Below are 18028 nucleotides of genomic sequence, written 5' to 3'. Positions count from 1 at the left end.
CCGGCAACCGGCGCTGGGCCATGGTCGCGCGCTCTCATGAGGATGATGTCGTGAACGCTTCGATCTCTGCCGCGCCGGTCGTCACGCTGGGCTCCGTCAGCTTCGGCAATCAGCTGCCGCTCGCAGTCATTGCGGGGCCGTGTCAGCTCGAGAGCCGCGCCCACGCGCTCGAGGTGGCCTCGGCGCTGAAGGAGATCGCGACGCGCCTGAACATCGGCCTCGTCTACAAGACCTCGTTCGACAAGGCCAACCGCAGCAGCGGGTCGGCTGCGCGCGGCCTCGGGCTTGCGCAGTCGCTGCCGATCTTCGCCGAGATCCGGTCCTCGCTCGGTCTGCCCGTGCTGACCGACGTTCATGACGCCAGCCAATGCGCCGAGGTCGCGCAGGCCGTCGACGTGCTGCAGATCCCGGCCTTCCTGTGCCGGCAGACCGATCTGCTGCTCGCAGCCGCCGCGACCGGCAAGGTGGTGAATGTGAAGAAGGGCCAGTTCCTGGCGCCGTGGGACATGGCCAATGTGGTCGCCAAGATCACAAGCTCCGGCAATCGCAACGTGCTGGTCACCGAGCGCGGCGTCTCGTTCGGTTACAACACGCTGGTCTCGGACATGCGGGCGCTGCCGATCATGGCGCGCACCACCGGCGCGCCTGTCGTCTTCGATGCCACTCATTCGGTGCAGCAGCCGGGCGGCAAGGGCACCTCGTCGGGCGGCGAGCGTGAGTTCGTGCCGGTGCTGGCGCGCGCGGCTGTCGCGGTCGGCGTCGCCGGCGTCTTCATCGAGACCCATCCCGATCCCGACCATGCGCCGTCCGATGGGCCGAACATGGTGCCGCTGGCCGAGTTCGAGGGTCTGTTGCGCACGCTGATGGGCTTCGACCGGCTGGCCAAGGCGCAGACGGCCGCGGACGCCGCGCGCTGATGCACCAGACCGTGGCCAAGCCGTCGCAGCAGCGCTTTCCTCCCGCCGTCAACATCATCGCGCTGGCCGGCTTCTCGGCGGCGCTGTCGACGCGCGCGCTCGATCCGGTGCTGCCGCACGTCGCCGAGGATTTTGCGATCAGCATCACGACCGCGGCCGGAATCGCCGCGGGCTACGCGCTGATCTATGCGCTGATCCAGCCCGCAATCGGCGCCGCCGCCGATCTGTTCGGCAAGGCGCGGCTGATGACGCTGTGCCTGGCGCTGCTCGGTGTCGCCAGCATCCTCGGCGCGCTCGCCACCTCGTTTCCGCTGCTGTTCGCCTCGCGCATTCTCGCCGGCATCGCCTCGGGCGGCGTGTTTCCGGTGGCACTCGGGCTGACCAGCGACCTCGTCGCGCCCGACAAGCGCCAGGTCGCGATCGGCCGCACCTTGGCAGGCTCGATGGCCGGCAATCTGCTCGGCGCCACGGCATCGGGCATCATCGGTGATCTCGTCGGCTGGCGCGGCGTGCTCGCCATCCTCGGCGCGCTCGGCCTGATCGCCTCCTTCGCGGTCGCTGCCGGCTTCCGCGGCGCCAGCGTGACGCACGTGCCGACCACCGATCTCGCCGCGCTGAGGAAGGGCTACCGCACCATCTTCACCAACCCGAATTCGCGCTTCTGCTTCTCGGCCGTGTTCGTCGAAGGCTGCTGCGTGTTCGGGCTGTTTCCGTTCATCGCCTCGTTCCTGTTCGATCTCGGCGAGACCTCGCTGTCGATCGCCGGCATCGTGATCGCGGGCTTCGCGGTCGGCGGCCTGTTCTACACCTTCACGGTGTCGAACTTCCTGCCGCGGCTCGGCGTCAAGGGCATGATGATCACAGGCGCGAGCCTGGTCGGCCTGCAGCTCGCCGCGCTCGCCTTCGGTCCCGGCTGGAAGCTGCAGATCGGCTGCATGCTGCTGATGGGCTGGGGCTTCTACATGATCCACGGCTGCCTGCAGGTGTTCGCCAGCGAGCTGTCGATCGAGGCCCGCGCGACCGCGATGTCGCTGCACTCGTTCTTCTTCTTCATGGGCCAGACGGTCGGCCCGATCGCCTATGGCTTCGGCCTGGTCCATGGCGGCAAGCAGCCGACGCTGATCATCGCTGCCGCGCTCATGGTCGCACTCGGCTTCGCCTGCGCCGCGCTGCTGCGGCAGCGCCCGCCGGCGGATGCGGCAACGACGTCGCAGCCCTCTCGAAGCTGAGCCGGGAAATCCGCTTTCGAAGTCGGTGCTGAAGCTGCGCGGCTGACACATGTCGGGATTGGCACTTTCGTTGCCGGCGGATGCGATGCCGCCGTCTCGCGGCGCATGTGCGTCCGAGCTTTGCTCTGACGTCATTGCGAGCGAAGCGAAGCAATCCAGAATCGTGTGCGCGACTCTGGATTGCTTCGTCGCCGGAGCCTGTCATCGGGCTCGCCGGAGGCGAGACCCGGTGGGCTCCTAGCAATGACGGCTGTGAGACATGAGTTCACCTTCTCGCGGCGCATGTTGCGTCCGAGTCTTGCTTATGGGCCGCCCTCTTCAAGGCAGAGGGCACGGGGAATGCCGGGAGCTGGCCGCCCCCATGGCCCGCCTGCGAAAAAAATGCAGGCGGCAGGTACCACAGGTTCAGCCGAGACATCCCGGCATTCCCCGCGCGATGGTTGGGCGGCTTATACGTACTCTCCCCGGGGACCGGGCTGTCTTGCCCCCGTGACCGGCGGATCATCACCGCCAGCGTGGCCTCAGCGTCGGGAGGCCAGGACCATACGATTTCGCCGGCGCATCAGGCTCGTTCGTCCGCATGAATGATCACGCTGCGACCCGACACACCCACCGCATCCCGCCTCAACGTCCGTGACGACCGCGAAGCGCCCCTCTGATCGAGACGGGACGGACGCATCAAAGCACATATTCTGAAAAAAAGAAAGAAAAAATTTGGGCTGCAGCACCCTCTGGACATGCCTCAGTTGCTCGCCAAATTCGCACTCAGTCGGATGCCGGTGGCACCTAGGGGCCTCACGGGGATGGGCAGTGGGCTCGTGACGCATTAAGATCTCCCCCGGCGGGAGTGTGAGATGATGAAAGACATCCGGACGACCACGATGCGACAACGGCTCGTATGCGAATTCGCCGCGGCATCAGAGTCTTCGAGTGGATCGAGGTCGAGCCTGATTAGGTCGCTCGTGAGCTGTTTGGTCTGTGTTGTCCTGATTGGGGCCGCGACGATCTCGAAGGCGACAGCCGATGGCTTGCTCACCTACTTCTCGGACGACGTGCCTCAAGAGATACGGAAACCCAAGGCTCTGGCAGACGATCACGTCGTGTTGGCCAGAGTGCGGGTGTTGAACCGGCCTGCATATCTCATCGGGGAAAACCAATCTGGGCAGCCCCCGCGTAACGTTCCCCACGAGCGCTGGTCAGCCTGGTTGCAAGTGCTTGACGTGATCCGCGGCAAGCGACCGGAGTTGGAGCGCATAAACGTGACCTTCGGAGGTGATGTCACCTATGCTCGAGGTCCCAGAACACCGTATCAGCTCGCGCAGGAGTATTTTGTTGCGATGTACGAAGATTCATCGGGCTATCATCTGATCGGCGTTCCCATCAGCCCCGCAAAGTATAACGAGTGGCAGCGAGTGATTACTGAGTCCGATCTGGAGCGAGCCGGGTCGCCTTTGAAATGATCGGCTTGTTTTAATCTGTCGGAAACAGGAAATGGCCTAGGCGTTACGTGGCAGTGCCACTTGACCTGCCACCGGGCCTCCCATCGCTCCGGTCGGATTACGGTGACACGGATTACGGTGACAGTGCACTCAGCCTGTCGCCGGGCGTCCCATCGCTCGGGTCGAATTTGTGTGTACTGTCACCGTATTCCCGAGATTATCGTGTCTCAGTTGAGGGGGGCAGTCCAGTACTGTCACCGTAATCCACCAGTCTCACCCGCTTCGCCTCATCGTTGTGAGTCAAGGCGACACACCAGCTTATCCCGTCATCGAAGATGCAGACGTCAAAATCTTGCCAAGGCTCCCGAGCTTTCAGAAACTGAAGCACGGCCGGCGCGGTGGTACGAATCATGGTTTCGTAGTTCTCCATATAGACGATCACAGCTTGAACTCCAGAGAACCAACTTTCTTGAAGTTCATCAGCACGCTCCGTTGGCTCAATTCTGCAAGCGATCGGAATTGCATCCGAGCGGTCCGAAAAGAAATAGCCCTCAAGGCGCGCCAGAAGACGTGCACGTATTTGCTTCGCTTCCGTATCGGGCACCAACGGCCCCAGATGACTGAAGTCCATGCTAGAAGCCCCCGTTGACAGAATCGAAGTAGACGTGCCCTTCGGCACCGGCTCCCTTGCCCCCCTGACCAATCCCACCACTTGATATGCGGTAACTCGACCTGCCGCCCAGGCGCAATGCCGCTTCCATCCACAGGGTGAACTCCTGCTCCGACCTTGGTCTTCGGGGATCACGGTGACAGTGCACTCAACCTGTCGCCGGGCGTCGCATCGCTCGGGTCGAAATCGTGTGCACTGTCACCGTATCGTTCTCGCCTTTGAAGGACCGGACGCAAAACAATCTCGAGATTCCGGGTTCAAGGCCTGCGGCCTTGCCCCGGAATGACGGTGGTTGTGACGCAGGTGGGCGAGCAATCGGCCGCCTCACCCCCGCCCGCGATACGGCGCCACACCCTGGTCCGGCACCCACAGGCCCTTCGGCAGCTTGCCCGTCTGCCAGAACACGTCGATCGGGATGCCGCCGCGGGGATACCAGTAGCCGCCGATGCGCAGCCATTTGGGCTTGATCTCGGCCGCCAGGCGTTTGCCGATGGCGACGGTGCAGTCCTCGTGGAACGCGCCATGGTTGCGGAAGCTGGCCAGGTAGAGCTTGAGTGACTTGGATTCCACCAGCCACGGGCCGGGCGCATAGTCGATGACGAGATGGGCGAAGTCCGGCTGGCCCGTCACCGGGCATAGCGAGGTGAACTCCGGCACCGTGAAGCGGGCCAGATAATCCGTGTCCTTCTGCGGATTGGGCACGCGGTCGAGCTTCGCCGTATCCGGACTGTCGGGCTGAGGCACCTCACGGCCAAGTTGAAGCCCCGCTGATGTCTCGGATTTGGTGGGTCTTTTCGCCATGTGTCACGTCACGGATGCCGGGAGGCGCCGTCTTAGCCAATCGGGAGGCCGGCGTCATCCGCTTCGTGATCTCGCCGCGACTTGATTTCAGCGCGACTTCATTTCAGCGCGACTTGGCCTTTTCGCCCCCGCGGGCTTGCGGTAGAAGCAGCGCAACAACGCTCACCCAGAAAAGCCTGCGAGAGGACCTCATGACCGCCATCGTCGACATCATCGGCCGCGAAATCCTGGACAGCCGCGGCAACCCCACGGTCGAGGTCGACGTCGTGCTGGAGGACGGCTCGGTCGGCCGCGCCGCCGTGCCGTCGGGCGCCTCCACCGGCGCCCACGAGGCGGTCGAGCTGCGCGACGGCGACAAGCACCGCTATCTCGGCAAGGGCGTGCTGAAGGCGGTCGAGGCCATCAACGACGAGATCTATGAAGCCTTGAGCGACATGTCGGTGCAGGACCAGGTCCAGATCGACCAGATCCTGATCGAGCTCGACGGCACCGAGAACAAGAGCCGGATCGGCGCCAATGCCATCCTCGGCGTCTCGCTCGCCTGCGCCAAGGCGGCGGCGATCTCCTACGACATGCCGCTTTATCGCTATGTCGGCGGCACCTCGGCGCGCACCTTGCCGGTGCCGATGATGAACATCGTCAACGGCGGCGTCCATGCCGACAACCCGATCGACTTCCAGGAATTCATGATCATGCCGGTGGGCGCGCCGAGCTTCGCCGAAGCGCTGCGCTGCGGCTCGGAGATCTTCCACACCTTGAAGGCCGAGCTGAAGAAGGCCGGGCACAACACCAATGTCGGCGACGAGGGCGGCTTCGCGCCGAACCTGCCGTCGGCGGATGCCGCGCTCGACTTCGTCATGAGCGCGATCGGCAAGGCCGGCTACACTGCCGGCGAGGACGTCATGCTGGCGCTCGACTGCGCCGCGACCGAGTTCTTCAAGGACGGCAAGTACGTCTACGAGGGCGAGAACAAGTCCCGCTCGCGCTCCGAGCAGGCCAAGTATCTCGCCGACCTCGCCGCCCGCTATCCGATCTGCTCGATCGAGGACGGCATGTCCGAGGACGACATGGACGGCTGGAAGGAGCTGACCGACCTGATCGGCCACAAGTGCCAGCTCGTCGGTGACGATCTGTTCGTCACCAACGTCGATCGTCTGGCCGACGGCATCAGGAACGGCCGCGCCAATTCCATCCTCATCAAGGTCAACCAGATCGGCACGCTGACGGAGACGCTGGCCGCCGTCGAGATGGCCTACAAGGCCGGCTACACCGCCGTGATGTCGCACCGCTCCGGCGAGACCGAGGATTCGACGATCGCCGATCTCGCGGTCGCCACCAATTGCGGGCAGATCAAGACCGGCTCGCTGGCGCGCGCCGACCGCACCGCCAAGTACAATCAGCTGCTGCGCATCGAGCAGGAGCTCGACGCGCAGGCCAAATATGCGGGCAGGGCGGCGCTGAAGGCGCTGGCCTGATCGCGCGCCATACGTCACGCACCAAGGGAGATCGGCATGAGCGACGCAAGCCATGGTCTGCAACTGCGCACGTTGATCAAGCGCAGCGGCGAGCTCGAACTCTCGCTGGTCGACGTGCCGACCCCGGAGCCAGGACCGGATGAGGTCGTGGTCCGCATCGCGGCGGCGCCGATCAATCCGTCCGATCTCGGCCTGCTCGTCGGTGCCGCCGACCTGTCGACCATGCAGGCGTCCGGCACCAAGGACCTGCCCGTGATAACGGCCAAGGTGCCGGAGGCAGGGATGCGGGCGATGGCCGGCCGGCTCGACGAGTCCTTGCCGATCGGCAACGAGGGCGCGGGCGTCGTGGTCAAGACCGGATCGTCCGACGCCGCCAAGGCGCTGATGGGCCGCACGGTCGCCGCCATCGGCGGCGCAATGTACAGCCAGTATCGCTGCATGAAGGTCTCCGAATGCCTGCCGCTGCCGGCCGGGACGACCGCGGCGGAAGGCGCATCCTGCTTCGTCAATCCGCTGACCTCGCTCGGCATGACCGAGACGATGCGGCGCGAAGGTCATACGGCGCTGGTGCACACCGCGGCGGCATCCAATCTCGGGCAGATGCTCAACAAGATCTGCCTCAAGGACGGCATTGCGCTCGTCAACATCGTGCGCAGTGCAGCACAGGCCGAGCTGCTGCGCGGCATCGGCGCCAAATACGTCGTGGATTCGACGTCGCCGACCTTCATGGATGACCTGACCGCGGCGCTGGTCGAGACCGGCGCCACCATCGCCTTCGACGCGATCGGCGGCGGCAAGCTCGCCGGCCAGATCCTCAATGCGATGGAGGCCGCGATCAACAAGTCCGGCAAGCATCCCTACAGCCGCTACGGCTCGAACGTGCACAAGCAGGTCTACATCTACGGCGGCCTGGACACGCGCCCGACCGAGATCACGCGCGGCTTCGGCATGACCTGGAGCGTCGGCGGCTGGCTGCTGTTTCCATTCCTGATGAAGATCGGCATGGCGGATGCCGGCGGGCTGCGCCAGCGCGTGGTCGACGAGCTGAAGACGACCTTCGCCAGCCACTACACCAAGGTCGTCTCATTGGCGGAGGCGCTCGATCCGGCCAACCTCGCTGTCTACGCCAAACGGGCCACGGGCGAAAAATTCCTCATCGACCCGAACAAAGATAAGTGACGTAACGTCGCTCCTCCGGTCCGGCCGACAGGCTTGCGTTTGGCCCGCGGCCGGAGACAATCCGCCCGTTTTGGTTTTGGGGGGCGGTGTCCGCCGCAAAGCGCTGAGGAGAGATTTGTCATGACCAGTATTGATCGTCGTCGTTTTATGGCCGGCGCAGCCCTTGCCGGGGCGGCCGTTACGTTGCCACCCCTCGCGGGCCGTGAAGCGCGCGCTGCGGTTGCGCCCGCCGGCGCCCAGGCGCCTGGCTTCTACCGCTACAAGGTCGGCGACTACGAATGCACCTCCGTCAATGACGGCGCGCGCACCCTCCCGATGCCCGACAAGTTCGTCGTCAACACGGCCAAGGACGACGCGCTGGCTGCCGCCGAAGGCGCCTACATGCCGAAGGGCATGATCACGATTCCCTTCAATCCGCAGCTGATCAACACCGGCTCGAAGCTGATCCTGATCGACACCGGCAACGGCGTCGCCAACCTCGAGCCGAGCAAGGGCGCGGTCGGCCGCACCCTGCAGAATCTCGCCGCAGCCGGCGTCGACGCCAAGAGCATCGACATCGTCGTGCTCTCGCACATGCATGGCGACCACATCAACGGCCTCAAGCTCGCCGACGGCTCGCTGGCGTTTCCGAACGCGGAGATCAAGGTGCCGGCCGTGGAGTGGGCGTTCTGGAACAGCGACGACAACGCCGCCAAGGCCCGGTCCGAGCTGATGAAGGGCAATTTCGCCAACTTCAAGAAGGTGTTCGCCGGGCTCGAGAACAAGGTCACGCAGTACGAATGGGACAAGGAGGTTGCGCCGGGCATCACCGCGCTCGCAACGCCCGGTCACACGCCGGGCCACACCTCGTTTGCCGTCGCTTCGGGCAACGCCAGGGTCCTGATCCAGTCCGACGTCACCAACGTCCCCGAGCTGTTCCTGCGCAACCCCGATTGGCACGTGATGTTCGACACCGATGCCGAGATGGCGCAGGCGACGCGGCACAAGTTCTACGACATGGCCGCGGCCGAAAAAGCCAAGGTGATCGGCTTCCACTTCTCCTTCCCCTCGATCGGCTATGTCGAGAAGGACGGAGCCAGCTACCGGCTGATTCCCGCGCCGTGGAATCCGGTGATCTGAAGCCGAGCGGGGTCATGCTTGCGGGCCATTGTTTCATGCAGTGGCCCGTTCGCATCCGCGCTATGGATTCGCGGCTTTGCTTCCTGTACATTCGCTCAGAGGTTGAGCGCCGCGGCTGATGGGGCAGGGCGATGAAGGGGTGGTCGAAACCGGTGCGCGGGCTCCGCAGCAGATTCGACCATCTCCGGATGTCCGCCTTCAGCCTCGCCTTGCTTCCACTCCTGCTGGTCGGCGCATCGTGGCCCGCTTGGGCCGACATCAAGATCGGCATCATCGGCGACCAGACCGGAGCCGCCGATCTCGACAAGTCCTATGCCGTGCTCCAGCAAGGCGTGGACGCGCTGCGGCGCGAGCTGCCCGACGTCGTCCTGCACGCAGGCGATCTCATCGAGAGTCTGCAGACGCCGGAGCAGATCGCGGCGCGGTTCGCGCAGGCCTCTGCCATTCTGGGCCGGCTTGGCGCGCCCTGGTATCTGACGGCGGGCGATCACGATGTCAGCCCGCCGAACTTCGTGCAGGATTCTCCTGACAGATCGCGCGAGGTCCTGTTTCGGCAATTGTACGGGCGGCTCAATCCGTCGGTTCAAAAGCGCCTCTATTACAGCTTCGACGTCAAGGACTATCATTTCATCGTGCTGTATTCCTCCGAGGCGCTCGACACCGATCCGCGCTGGGGCAACGTGTTCTACGCGGGCATCTCCGATGAGCAGTATGACTGGCTCGCCAAGGATCTTGAGCTGCACGCCGGCTCTCGCGGCATTTTCGTGCTGCTGCACCAGCCGCTCTGGTACATGTGGTCGACATGGGACCGCGTGCACCGGCTGCTCGCAGGCTATCCCACGCGCGCGGTCATCGCCGGACATTTTCACTACCATCAGGCCGACCTCCGGATCGACAACATCGCCTATCAGGTCGTCGGCGCGACCGGTGGCGACACCAAGCAGGGCAGTGCCAACGCCGGTCAGCTGCAGCACGTGACCATGCTGACCGCACGTGACGACGGCAGTCTGGATTTCCGCATGATCCCTCTGGCGCCATACACGCAGATCGGCTGGACCAGCCGCACAATCATGGATCGCATCCAGGCGCAGGATGTGCTGCTCGGCAATCTTTTCAGCTTCGCCACTGATAGTCCGGTCTTCATCAAGAACGGTCAGCTCGTTGCCAATTGCGACAGTGCCGCGCCCGCGCGCCTGGTCCTCGGTCATCTCGGCAATGCCGACGCCGTTCCCGTCGACGTCAGCCTTGACATCACGGCTCCCGATATGTCCGTGACCGGCACGTTCGATCCGCAACTCTGCGCGCAGATGCTGGGACCGCTGAGCTGCAGGATGAAGGCGTCGGCGGGAGTTGCCGTGTCGAACAATTCCGTCGTCCAGCTTGCCGAATTCCCACCGCCGCCGCCGTTGTGGACCGGGGTTGTCAAGACATCTGGAGCCGCGCCGCCGCCGACGACGCCGATCGGCGTGACGGTCACGATGTCCTTCGTCGCGGACAACCAGCGGTTCGCGCTGTCTCGCGCTGCGGCGACCACCGTGAAAGCGTGCAACTGAGGCCCGGATTGAACCAGATCGATGTCCCCTGACCGGCCATGATCTCGATCATCACAGGCTCGGACGCCTTTTGCCTTTAGGACTTCTTGGCATTCGAGCTACAGCCTCTAGAAGACTATTTGGCAAAAAGCATACGATACTGATCTACAAAGGAGAGAATCTTATGGCTCTCGACGATGCAGTAATCTTCAAGATTGAAGAGTTGAAAGAGATTGGCCATGAGCAGCGGTACCGTGAACAACTCATGGTACAAGAATTTGGGCTATCGATGACAGCAACGGCCGTCCTGGCGGGCGTGATTTCTGCAAAATCAGGAACGATCTTTGCTTTTGTTGTTCAGATGTTTGGCCTCGCATTTCTTCTATTACTTACTCTGCACCTTCGAAATATAAACCAAGACCGCCACGAGGCCCTCAAACTTAAAGAGAGTGTTCGTGAGGCGCTCGGTTTTCAACCTATCCATCAGAATATTGGAGGAAGGGAGCGGAAGTTGATTTCCCTGAGCGCGCCTAGAATGATGGTTTGGTACGCGTTCGCCCTGAGTGTTGGTTGGGCGATTTGGACGTTCATCGAAGGCACGGCCGTCCACTAAATTTCAAACTGAAACACTACCCGGCCGGGGCGGTCCCCGCGGGAAGGCCGGTATGCCGTGGTGTCTGTTCTCGGGCCGCCAAAGGCTGATGTAAGCTGGCCTGAATCAGCTAGGTCCTGCATGTCGAATCCTCCACCTCCCTCCAGCGCCGATCTCTCCAACTGGCGCACCGCGCCGTTCAGCCGCTGGGCCTTCCACAACATCCGGTCGATCCTGCCGGTCGCCGACATCGAGAGCGCGCCGGGCAGCGCCTGGCCGCTGCCGGCCAGTCCGGTCTCGTTCGACGGTTTCAGCCTGCGACTGCCCAAGGGTGGCACGCTCGATCTGGACGGCTTCCTGAAGGCGACAGCCACTGACGGGCTGCTGGTCCTGCATGACGGCCGCATCGTGTTCGAGTTCTATGACGGCGGCACCGACCGCGACACGCCGCATATCCTGATGTCCGCGACCAAGTCGATCACCGGCCTCATGATCGGCATTCTGGCCGGTCGTGGCGAGCTCGACGTCGACGCCGAGGTCACACGCTACGTGCCGGAAGTGGCAGCCACGGCCTATCGCGGCGCCACGATCCGCCAGCTCGTGGACATGCGCGCCGGCATCGTGCTCGACGGCGCGGGCCTGCAGGCCTATGCCGATGCCAGCGGCTGGGAGCCGGTGGCTACAGGCACGACGCCGAACCTGCACGACTTCTACGAGACGATGCGCGCGCGGGCCGAGCCGCATGGCGGCGCCTTCAGCTACGTCTCCGCGAACACCGATCTGCTCGGCTGGGTGGTCGAGCGTGCCACCGGCCGCAGCTTCGCAAGCCTCGTCAGCACGCTGTTGTGGAAGCCGATGGGGGCGAGCGGCGAGGCCTTCATCACGGTCGATCGCAAGGGCGCCCCGCGCTGCACCGGCGGCTTCTGCGCCACGCTGCGGGATTTCGGTCGCCTGGGTCAACTCGTGCTGTCCGGCGGCCGGCGCGATTCGAACCCGATCATCCCCTCGTCATGGATTGACGACGTCAGGCACAATGGCGACGCGCAGGCCTGGCGCGATGGTCAATGGCGCGACAGTTTCGCCGCCATCAGCCGTAACATGCACTACCGCGGCGGCTGGTATGTCATCGACGACGAGCCGCAGCTGATGTTTGCGATGGGCATTCACGGCCAGAACCTGTTCGTCGATGCGGCCAACAAGATCGTCATCGCGAAGCTGTCGTCATGGGCCCAGCCGGTCGATGGCCAATCGATCTGGCTCACGCATCAGGCCGTGGCAGAGTTCACCCGCTGCCTCAAGACAACGGATTGAGTTCGCCGAAGCGATAAGGCGAGGAACATTCGTGCGTTTCTCACGATGAAACGCTGAGTTTCCTGCCACGCATGGTTCATGCACTTGCATGTTCCTGCCGCCGCCCCTTAAGTGCTGCCCACACGTCATCCTCAAAGGACAGTCTCATGCCAGCTCCGTATTCCGTCGTCGCGCTCGTCGGGAGTCTCCGCAAGGAGAGCTTCACCCTCAAGATCGCCAAGGCGGTGGCCAAGCTGGCTCCGGCCGACCTGAAGATCGACGTGGTGACGCTCGAAGGCCTGTCGTTCTTCAACCAGGACCTCGAGGGCAATCCGCCGGCCGACTGGCTCGCGCTGCGCGAGAAGCTGAAGGCCTCGAGCGGCGTGCTGATTTTGACGCCCGAATACAACCGCTCGATTCCCGGCGTGTTGAAGAACGCGATCGACATCGCCTCGCGGCCCTATGGCAAGAGCTCGTTCCTCGGCAAGCCGGTCGGCCTCATCGCCAACTCCCCGGGCCCGCTCGGTGGCGTCGCCGCCGCCAAGCATCTGCAGAACATCATGCCTGGCATTTCCGGCCCGGTCATGGGGCAGCCGGAAATCTACCTGAACGGCGTCGGCGATGCCTTCGATGAGAAGGGTGAGCTGGTCAAGGATTCGCTGAAGACGGTGCTGCAGCAATATCTGGACGCGTTCGCCGCCTTCGTGGCCAAGCAGAACGGCTGACCACGTTCGCTGCCGGGCGCCTGCCGCGGCCCCGGTCGCCATCTGCATGACGGGTATGATCCGGGCAGGGCGTTGACGCGCCTTGCCCGATCCGTTTCAAGGCAATGCCGGACCTGCGCAAGGATGCGCGTTGCCAAGGAAGCACGATGGCCCATTCGTTCACACCCGTGTCGTCGTCGAAGCCCGGCCCGAACCAGCCGGATCTTGAATCGGAGGCGGTCTGGCAGGCACGGGTCGACCTTGCGGCCTGCTTCCGGATGGCCGCACGGCACGGGCTCGAGGAGGGGATCTGCAACCATTTCTCAGCCCTGGTGCCCGGTTACGATGACCTCTTCATCGTCAATCCCTACGGCTACGCCTTCCGCGAGCTGACGGCATCGCAACTCCTGGTGTGTGACTTCGACGGCAACGTCATTGCCGGTGAGGGCCGCCCGGAGGCGACCGCCTTCTACATCCATGCCCGTATCCACAAGGCGCTGCCGCGGGCCAAGGTCGCGTTCCACACGCATATGCCGTATGCGACGGCGCTCTCGATGACGGAAGGCGCGCCGCTGATCTTCGCCGGACAGACCGCGCTGAAGTTCTACGGCCGCACCGTCGTCGACGAAAACTACAACGGCCTCGCGCTCGACGAGCGGGAAGGCGATCGGATTGCCGGCGCGATCGGTGATGCCGATATCGTCTTCATGAAGCATCACGGCGTCATGGTGTTGGCGCCGACGATCGCGGAGGCCTGGGACGATCTCTATTATCTCGAACGTGCCTGCCAGGTGCAGTGCCTGGCGCTGTCGACCGGGCGCAAGGTCGTCGCGGTCGAGCCGGCCATCGCGCAAGCCGCCTCTCGGCAGATGCGCGAAGGCGATGCGGAATCGGCTCGGTTGCATCTCGAGGCCGTCAAGCGCATGCTCGACGGCGAGGAGCCGGTCTACCGGAGCTGAGGACTGATCGTCTGGACGCTGGTTCGATGCCGACATTGGATCTCACTGCCGAGCAGCGCGCAGCGTTGGATCGCCCCGTCTGGTCAGCCCTGACCACCGGGCACCGGACGCTTGCGGAAGGCGCCGCGCATGCCCGTCGCTATCCGGCGGCGATCGCACCATTTGCCGCCATGTCGGACGAGAGCGATGCCGCGTGGTCCGAGCTCGCCGACCTCGCCAAGGATGCTGTGGTTGCGATCGTGACCCCGGCTCCGCCGGGCGATCTGCGGGGCCTTGAGGCCCGGCTCCGCGCCGACATCCGCCAGATGGTCGCCGTAGAGGCTGTCGACCCTGTCGGAGATGCCGCGGTCGAGATGCTGGACCGTCGCGACGTTCCGGCGATGCTGGAGCTGACGGCGTTGACCAAGCCCGGGCCGTTCCTGGCCAGGACCCACGAGCTCGGCCGCTACATCGGCATCCGCGACGGGGAGCGCTTGGCTGCCATGGCCGGGGAGCGCATGCGCCTGGACGGGTTCACGGAAATCAGCGCCGTCTGTGTCCATCCAGACTATCGCGGCCGTGGCTACGCTCAGCGGCTGGTGCTGACCTTGATGGCAGCGATCAGGGGCAGGGGCGAGACGCCGTTCCTTCACGTCATCGACGACAATCATGCGGCGATCGCGCTGTACGAGCGCCTCGGTTTCGTGTCGCGAACCAGCTTGTGTTTCACCGTGCTACGACGATCCGCCGCGCCAGCGACGGGCGATGGGACCTTCGGGAAGAAGCCGTCAGGCGCAGATTAGCAGATCCTTAACCAAGGCGTTCCATCTTCCGGCCCATGGTCTCCCGCGCGCGGCTCAAATCGTTTCTCACGGGGCTCGCCCTCTACACGATGGCGGCGGCCATCATCGGCTATTTCGGCATCAACGCCTACACCGGTCGCTATGGCCTCAATGCGCGCCAGGAGCTCGACCAGGAGATCATCTCACTGACCTCCGAGCTCGCCCGTCTCAAGCAGGAGCGGACGGAGGGCGAGAAGCGGGTGTCGCTGTTGCGCTCCGACCGGGTCGACCCGGACATGCTGGACGAGCGTGCGCGCTTTCAGCTCGGCTATGCCAACCCGCATGATTTGATCCGGATCAACCGCCCGCAGTGACGGGGTGCGACGTCGCGGGCGACGGCCTGACGCTGCACAATTTTTGACGGGGCGCCTCAAATTTCAAAAACGCGCGATATCGATATTGAATATTTCGCGCTTGGTTGCAGTGCGGCAAAGCAAAGCCGCGGCGGAAGAGGCGTGATGTCACGCAGTGCTTTTACGTCCCCTGGAGTTGAGCTAGAGAGGGCTACTTTTTTCTCTCATCCGGAATTGCCATGGCCGCACCCAAGAAAACCGTCGCAAAGGAACAAGGGCAGGACAGGGACAACGGCCCGCCGCCGGAATTCACCAGAGAACAGGAATTGGCTGCGCTGCGCGACATGCTCTTGATCCGTCGCTTTGAGGAGAAGGCGGGTCAGCTTTATGGCATGGGTGCGATCGGTGGCTTCTGCCACCTCTACATCGGCCAGGAGGCTGTGGTCGTCGGCATGCAGATGGCGCTGAAGCCCGGCGACCAGGTCATCACCGGCTATCGCGACCACGGCCACATGCTGGCGACCGGCATGGACGCCAAGGGCGTCATGGCCGAGCTCACCGGGCGCCGCGGCGGCTATTCCAAGGGCAAGGGCGGCTCGATGCACATGTTCAGCATCGAGAAGAATTTCTTCGGCGGCCACGGCATCGTCGGTGCGCAGGTGTCGCTGGGGACGGGCCTGGCGCTCGCCAACCGCTATCGCGGCAACGACTCGGTCAGCATCGCCTATTTCGGCGACGGCGCGGCGAACCAGGGGCAGGTCTATGAGAGCTTCAACATGGCGGAGCTCTGGAAGCTGCCGGTGATCTACGTGATCGAGAACAACCGCTACGCGATGGGCACGGCGGTGTCGCGCGCCTCGGCGCAGACCGACTTCTCCAAGCGCGGCATCTCCTTCAACATTCCGGGCGAGCAGGTCGACGGCATGGACGTCCGCGCGGTGAAGGCCGCCGGCGAGAAGGCGGTCGCGTGGTGCCGCGAGGGCAAGGGTCCGTACATTCTGGAAATGCAGACCTACCGCTATCGCGGTCACTCGATGTCGGACCCGGCCAAGTATCGCACCCGCGAGGAGGTCGAGAAGGTTCGCCACGACCAGGATCCGATCGAGCAGGTCCGTAACCGCCTGCTGGCGGCAAAGGTGAGCGAGCAGGATCTCAAGGCGATCGATGCCGACGTCCGCAAGATCGTCAACGAAGCCGCCGATTTCGCGCAGGCCGATCCCGAGCCTGATGTCGCCGAACTCTACACCGACGTCTATCGCTAAAGCGCGCGCAAGCTGTTTTCTCTGGAGCTGATATGCCAATTCAAGTTTTGATGCCTGCGCTGTCGCCCACGATGGAGAAGGGCAATCTCGCCAAATGGCTGAAGAAGGAAGGCGAGGCGATCAAGTCGGGTGACGTGATCGCCGAGATCGAGACCGACAAGGCCACGATGGAGGTCGAGGCGACCGATGAAGGGACGCTCGGCAAGATCCTGATTCCCGAAGGCACCGCCGACGTCGCGGTCAACACGCCGATCGCCACCATCCTCGCCGACGGCGAAAGCGCCGCCGATCTCGGCAAGACCGCAGCACCCGCGGCCGAGACGAAGGCCGCGCAGTCGGCTCCTCCGGCTGCTGCTGATGCAATTCCGGCCTCGCCGGCCGTTGCCGCGCCGCAGAGCGTGGCGCAGCCCGATCCGGATGTGCCCGCCGGCACCGAGATGGTGACGCAGACCATCCGCGAGGCGCTGCGCGACGCCATGGCGGAGGAGATGCGCCGCGACGGCGACGTCTTCATCATGGGCGAGGAGGTTGCCGAATATCAGGGCGCCTACAAGGTCACGCAAGGGCTGCTGCAGGAGTTCGGCGCACGCCGCGTGATGGACACACCGATCACCGAGCACGGCTTCGCCGGCATCGGCGTTGGTGCGGCGATGGCCGGCCTGAAGCCGATCGTCGAGTTCATGACCTTCAACTTCGCCATGCAGGCGATGGACCAGATCATCAACTCGGCGGCCAAGACCTTGTACATGTCCGGCGGCCAGATGGGCTGCTCGATCGTGTTCCGTGGCCCGAACGGTGCTGCCGCCCGTGTCGCCGCCCAGCACAGCCAGGACTACTCGTCATGGTTTTCGCACGTGCCCGGCTTGAAGGTCGTCGCGCCGTATTCCGCGGCCGACGCCAAGGGCCTGCTGAAGGCTGCGATCCGCGATCCGAATCCGGTGATCTTCCTCGAGAACGAGGTGCTCTACGGTCATTCCGGCGAGGTGCCGAAGCTCGACGACTACGTGATCCCGATCGGCAAGGCGCGTATCGCGCGTGCCGGCAAGGACGTCACGCTCATCTCCTGGTCGAACGGCATGACCTATGCGCTCAAGGCCGCCGATGAGCTTGCCAAGGAGGGCATCGAGGCCGAGGTGATCGACCTGCGCACGCTGCGTCCGATGGACACCGAGACCATCATCGCGTCGGTCAAGAAGACCGGCCGCGCGGTCACGGTGGAAGAGGGCTGGCAGCAGAGCGGCGTCGGCGCCGAGATCGCTGCGCGCATCATGGAGCACGCCTTCGACTATCTCGATGCGCCGGTCGTGCGCGTCTCGGGCAAGGACGTGCCGATGCCCTATGCCAACAATCTCGAGAAGCTCGCGCTGCCCTCGGCCGCCGAGGTCGTGCAGGCCGCCAAGTCCGTCTGCTACCGGTAACGCCGCCGAGGAATCCCGAAAATGGCCGGACCCAAGGAGCAGCCGCTGCCGCCAGACGTGATCGGCCGCGAGGACGCCACCGAAGTGTTGCGCGCCTTCGTGCTCGATGGCGGGCTCTCGATCGCCTTCCAGCGCGCCTTCGAGGAGCCTGACGTGTGGGGGCTGCTCCTGGTCGACGTCGCCCGTCACGCCGCGCGCGCCTATGCGCGCGAGAGCGATTATTCCGAAGACGAAGCGCTGCAGCGTATCGTCGAGATGTTCGAAGCCGAGCTGGCTCGGCCGACCGATATGGGCACCACCAGCCCCAGGTCGAAACAAGGTCACTGAT

At 64.2% G+C, this 18028-nt stretch carries 18 protein-coding genes; 16 read left to right on the top strand and 2 right to left on the bottom strand.

From position 1 onward, the window contains the following. Nucleotides 1-50: 50 nt before the first annotated feature. The 3 genes from kdsA to LQG66_RS06550 all read left to right on the top strand — a co-directional run bounded on the left by kdsA (nt 51) and on the right by LQG66_RS06550 (nt 3606). Nucleotides 51-917, top strand: a complete 867-nt coding sequence (gene kdsA, locus LQG66_RS06560; protein WP_231324589.1) for a 3-deoxy-8-phosphooctulonate synthase — start codon at nt 51-53, stop codon at nt 915-917. Then, entirely contained in the window at nt 917-2146 is a 1230-nt protein-coding gene (locus LQG66_RS06555; protein ID WP_231324586.1) for an MFS transporter, read from the top strand. The genes kdsA and LQG66_RS06555 overlap by 1 nt, the downstream gene beginning before the upstream one ends. Before the next feature lie 854 nt (nt 2147-3000). Beyond that, complete coding sequence (locus LQG66_RS06550) at nt 3001-3606, top strand: hypothetical protein (RefSeq protein ID WP_231324584.1); 606 nt, start codon at nt 3001-3003, stop codon at nt 3604-3606. A gap of 196 nt (nt 3607-3802) precedes the next feature. On the opposite strand, the gene LQG66_RS06545 is transcribed toward LQG66_RS06550, so the two are convergent. After that, on the bottom strand, nt 3803-4216 hold the full coding sequence (locus tag LQG66_RS06545) for a hypothetical protein (RefSeq protein WP_231324582.1): 414 nt from the start codon (nt 4214-4216) through the stop codon (nt 3803-3805). A gap of 363 nt (nt 4217-4579) precedes the next feature. Next, entirely contained in the window at nt 4580-5056 is a 477-nt protein-coding gene (gene queF / locus LQG66_RS06540) for a preQ(1) synthase (protein WP_231324580.1), read from the bottom strand. Between the two features lie 191 nt (nt 5057-5247). Here queF and eno point away from each other — a divergent pair, with 191 nt between their 5' ends. From eno to LQG66_RS06475, 13 genes are all read left to right on the top strand, one after another. Continuing rightward, nucleotides 5248-6531, top strand: a complete 1284-nt coding sequence (eno, locus tag LQG66_RS06535) for a phosphopyruvate hydratase (protein WP_231324578.1) — start codon at nt 5248-5250, stop codon at nt 6529-6531. A 36-nt stretch (nt 6532-6567) separates the two neighbouring features. Then, nucleotides 6568-7710 carry a zinc-binding dehydrogenase gene (locus LQG66_RS06530; protein WP_231324576.1) on the top strand — a complete coding sequence of 381 codons (1143 nt, stop codon included), beginning with the start codon at nt 6568-6570 and terminating at the stop codon, nt 7708-7710. Nucleotides 7711-7830: 120 nt separating this feature from the next. Continuing rightward, complete coding sequence (locus LQG66_RS06525; RefSeq protein WP_231324574.1) at nt 7831-8829, top strand: MBL fold metallo-hydrolase; 999 nt, start codon at nt 7831-7833, stop codon at nt 8827-8829. 188 nt (nt 8830-9017) lie between these two features. Then, nucleotides 9018-10382 carry a metallophosphoesterase family protein gene (locus LQG66_RS06520; RefSeq protein WP_231324572.1) on the top strand — a complete coding sequence of 455 codons (1365 nt, stop codon included), beginning with the start codon at nt 9018-9020 and terminating at the stop codon, nt 10380-10382. A 163-nt stretch (nt 10383-10545) separates the two neighbouring features. Continuing rightward, nucleotides 10546-10974, top strand: a complete 429-nt coding sequence (locus LQG66_RS06515; protein ID WP_231324570.1) for a hypothetical protein — start codon at nt 10546-10548, stop codon at nt 10972-10974. 120 nt (nt 10975-11094) lie between these two features. Then, entirely contained in the window at nt 11095-12264 is a 1170-nt protein-coding gene (locus LQG66_RS06510) for a serine hydrolase domain-containing protein (protein WP_231324568.1), read from the top strand. Nucleotides 12265-12410: 146 nt separating this feature from the next. Further along, entirely contained in the window at nt 12411-12968 is a 558-nt protein-coding gene (locus LQG66_RS06505) for an NADPH-dependent FMN reductase (RefSeq protein ID WP_231324566.1), read from the top strand. 146 nt (nt 12969-13114) lie between these two features. Beyond that, nucleotides 13115-13906, top strand: coding sequence for an aldolase (locus tag LQG66_RS06500; RefSeq protein WP_231324564.1), 792 nt, complete (start codon nt 13115-13117; stop codon nt 13904-13906). Between the two features lie 26 nt (nt 13907-13932). Beyond that, nucleotides 13933-14688, top strand: coding sequence for a GNAT family N-acetyltransferase (locus LQG66_RS06495; RefSeq protein ID WP_231324562.1), 756 nt, complete (start codon nt 13933-13935; stop codon nt 14686-14688). Between the two features lie 35 nt (nt 14689-14723). Beyond that, the gene (locus LQG66_RS06490; protein WP_231324561.1) at nt 14724-15041 is read left to right on the top strand and encodes an FtsB family cell division protein; all 318 of its coding nucleotides are present in this window, start codon (nt 14724-14726) and stop codon (nt 15039-15041) included. A gap of 218 nt (nt 15042-15259) precedes the next feature. Next, nucleotides 15260-16282, top strand: a complete 1023-nt coding sequence (pdhA, locus tag LQG66_RS06485; RefSeq protein WP_231324559.1) for a pyruvate dehydrogenase (acetyl-transferring) E1 component subunit alpha — start codon at nt 15260-15262, stop codon at nt 16280-16282. Between the two features lie 32 nt (nt 16283-16314). Continuing rightward, nucleotides 16315-17700: a pyruvate dehydrogenase complex E1 component subunit beta gene (locus LQG66_RS06480; protein WP_231324557.1), complete on the top strand. Its 1386-nt coding sequence runs from the start codon at nt 16315-16317 to the stop codon at nt 17698-17700. Nucleotides 17701-17721: 21 nt separating this feature from the next. Next, on the top strand, nt 17722-18027 hold the full coding sequence (locus LQG66_RS06475; protein ID WP_231324554.1) for a DUF5076 domain-containing protein: 306 nt from the start codon (nt 17722-17724) through the stop codon (nt 18025-18027). Nucleotide 18028 lies beyond the last annotated feature (1 nt).

Source organism: Bradyrhizobium ontarionense (assembly GCF_021088345.1).
GTDB classification, from domain to species: domain Bacteria; phylum Pseudomonadota; class Alphaproteobacteria; order Rhizobiales; family Xanthobacteraceae; genus Bradyrhizobium; species Bradyrhizobium ontarionense.
The sequence above is the reverse complement of the archived record's forward strand: the minus strand, read 5'-3'. Positions and strand labels throughout refer to the sequence as shown.

What these genes read in the sequence shown, in the direction of transcription:
- LQG66_RS06555 (WP_231324586.1), top strand. Translation starts at nt 917, where the DNA reads ATGCACCAGACCGTGGCCAAGCCGTCGCAGCAGCGCTTTCCTCCCGCC.
- LQG66_RS06550 (WP_231324584.1), top strand. Translation starts at nt 3,001, where the DNA reads ATGATGAAAGACATCCGGACGACCACGATGCGACAACGGCTCGTATGC.
- LQG66_RS06545 (WP_231324582.1), bottom strand. Translation starts at nt 4,216, where the DNA reads ATGGACTTCAGTCATCTGGGGCCGTTGGTGCCCGATACGGAAGCGAAG.
- queF (WP_231324580.1), bottom strand. Translation starts at nt 5,056, where the DNA reads ATGGCGAAAAGACCCACCAAATCCGAGACATCAGCGGGGCTTCAACTT.
- eno (WP_231324578.1), top strand. Translation starts at nt 5,248, where the DNA reads ATGACCGCCATCGTCGACATCATCGGCCGCGAAATCCTGGACAGCCGC.
- LQG66_RS06530 (WP_231324576.1), top strand. Translation starts at nt 6,568, where the DNA reads ATGAGCGACGCAAGCCATGGTCTGCAACTGCGCACGTTGATCAAGCGC.
- LQG66_RS06525 (WP_231324574.1), top strand. Translation starts at nt 7,831, where the DNA reads ATGACCAGTATTGATCGTCGTCGTTTTATGGCCGGCGCAGCCCTTGCC.
- LQG66_RS06520 (WP_231324572.1), top strand. Translation starts at nt 9,018, where the DNA reads ATGTCCGCCTTCAGCCTCGCCTTGCTTCCACTCCTGCTGGTCGGCGCA.
- LQG66_RS06515 (WP_231324570.1), top strand. Translation starts at nt 10,546, where the DNA reads ATGGCTCTCGACGATGCAGTAATCTTCAAGATTGAAGAGTTGAAAGAG.
- LQG66_RS06510 (WP_231324568.1), top strand. Translation starts at nt 11,095, where the DNA reads ATGTCGAATCCTCCACCTCCCTCCAGCGCCGATCTCTCCAACTGGCGC.
- LQG66_RS06505 (WP_231324566.1), top strand. Translation starts at nt 12,411, where the DNA reads ATGCCAGCTCCGTATTCCGTCGTCGCGCTCGTCGGGAGTCTCCGCAAG.
- LQG66_RS06500 (WP_231324564.1), top strand. Translation starts at nt 13,115, where the DNA reads ATGGCCCATTCGTTCACACCCGTGTCGTCGTCGAAGCCCGGCCCGAAC.
- LQG66_RS06495 (WP_231324562.1), top strand. Translation starts at nt 13,933, where the DNA reads ATGCCGACATTGGATCTCACTGCCGAGCAGCGCGCAGCGTTGGATCGC.
- LQG66_RS06490 (WP_231324561.1), top strand. Translation starts at nt 14,724, where the DNA reads ATGGTCTCCCGCGCGCGGCTCAAATCGTTTCTCACGGGGCTCGCCCTC.
- pdhA (WP_231324559.1), top strand. Translation starts at nt 15,260, where the DNA reads ATGGCCGCACCCAAGAAAACCGTCGCAAAGGAACAAGGGCAGGACAGG.
- LQG66_RS06480 (WP_231324557.1), top strand. Translation starts at nt 16,315, where the DNA reads ATGCCAATTCAAGTTTTGATGCCTGCGCTGTCGCCCACGATGGAGAAG.
- LQG66_RS06475 (WP_231324554.1), top strand. Translation starts at nt 17,722, where the DNA reads ATGGCCGGACCCAAGGAGCAGCCGCTGCCGCCAGACGTGATCGGCCGC.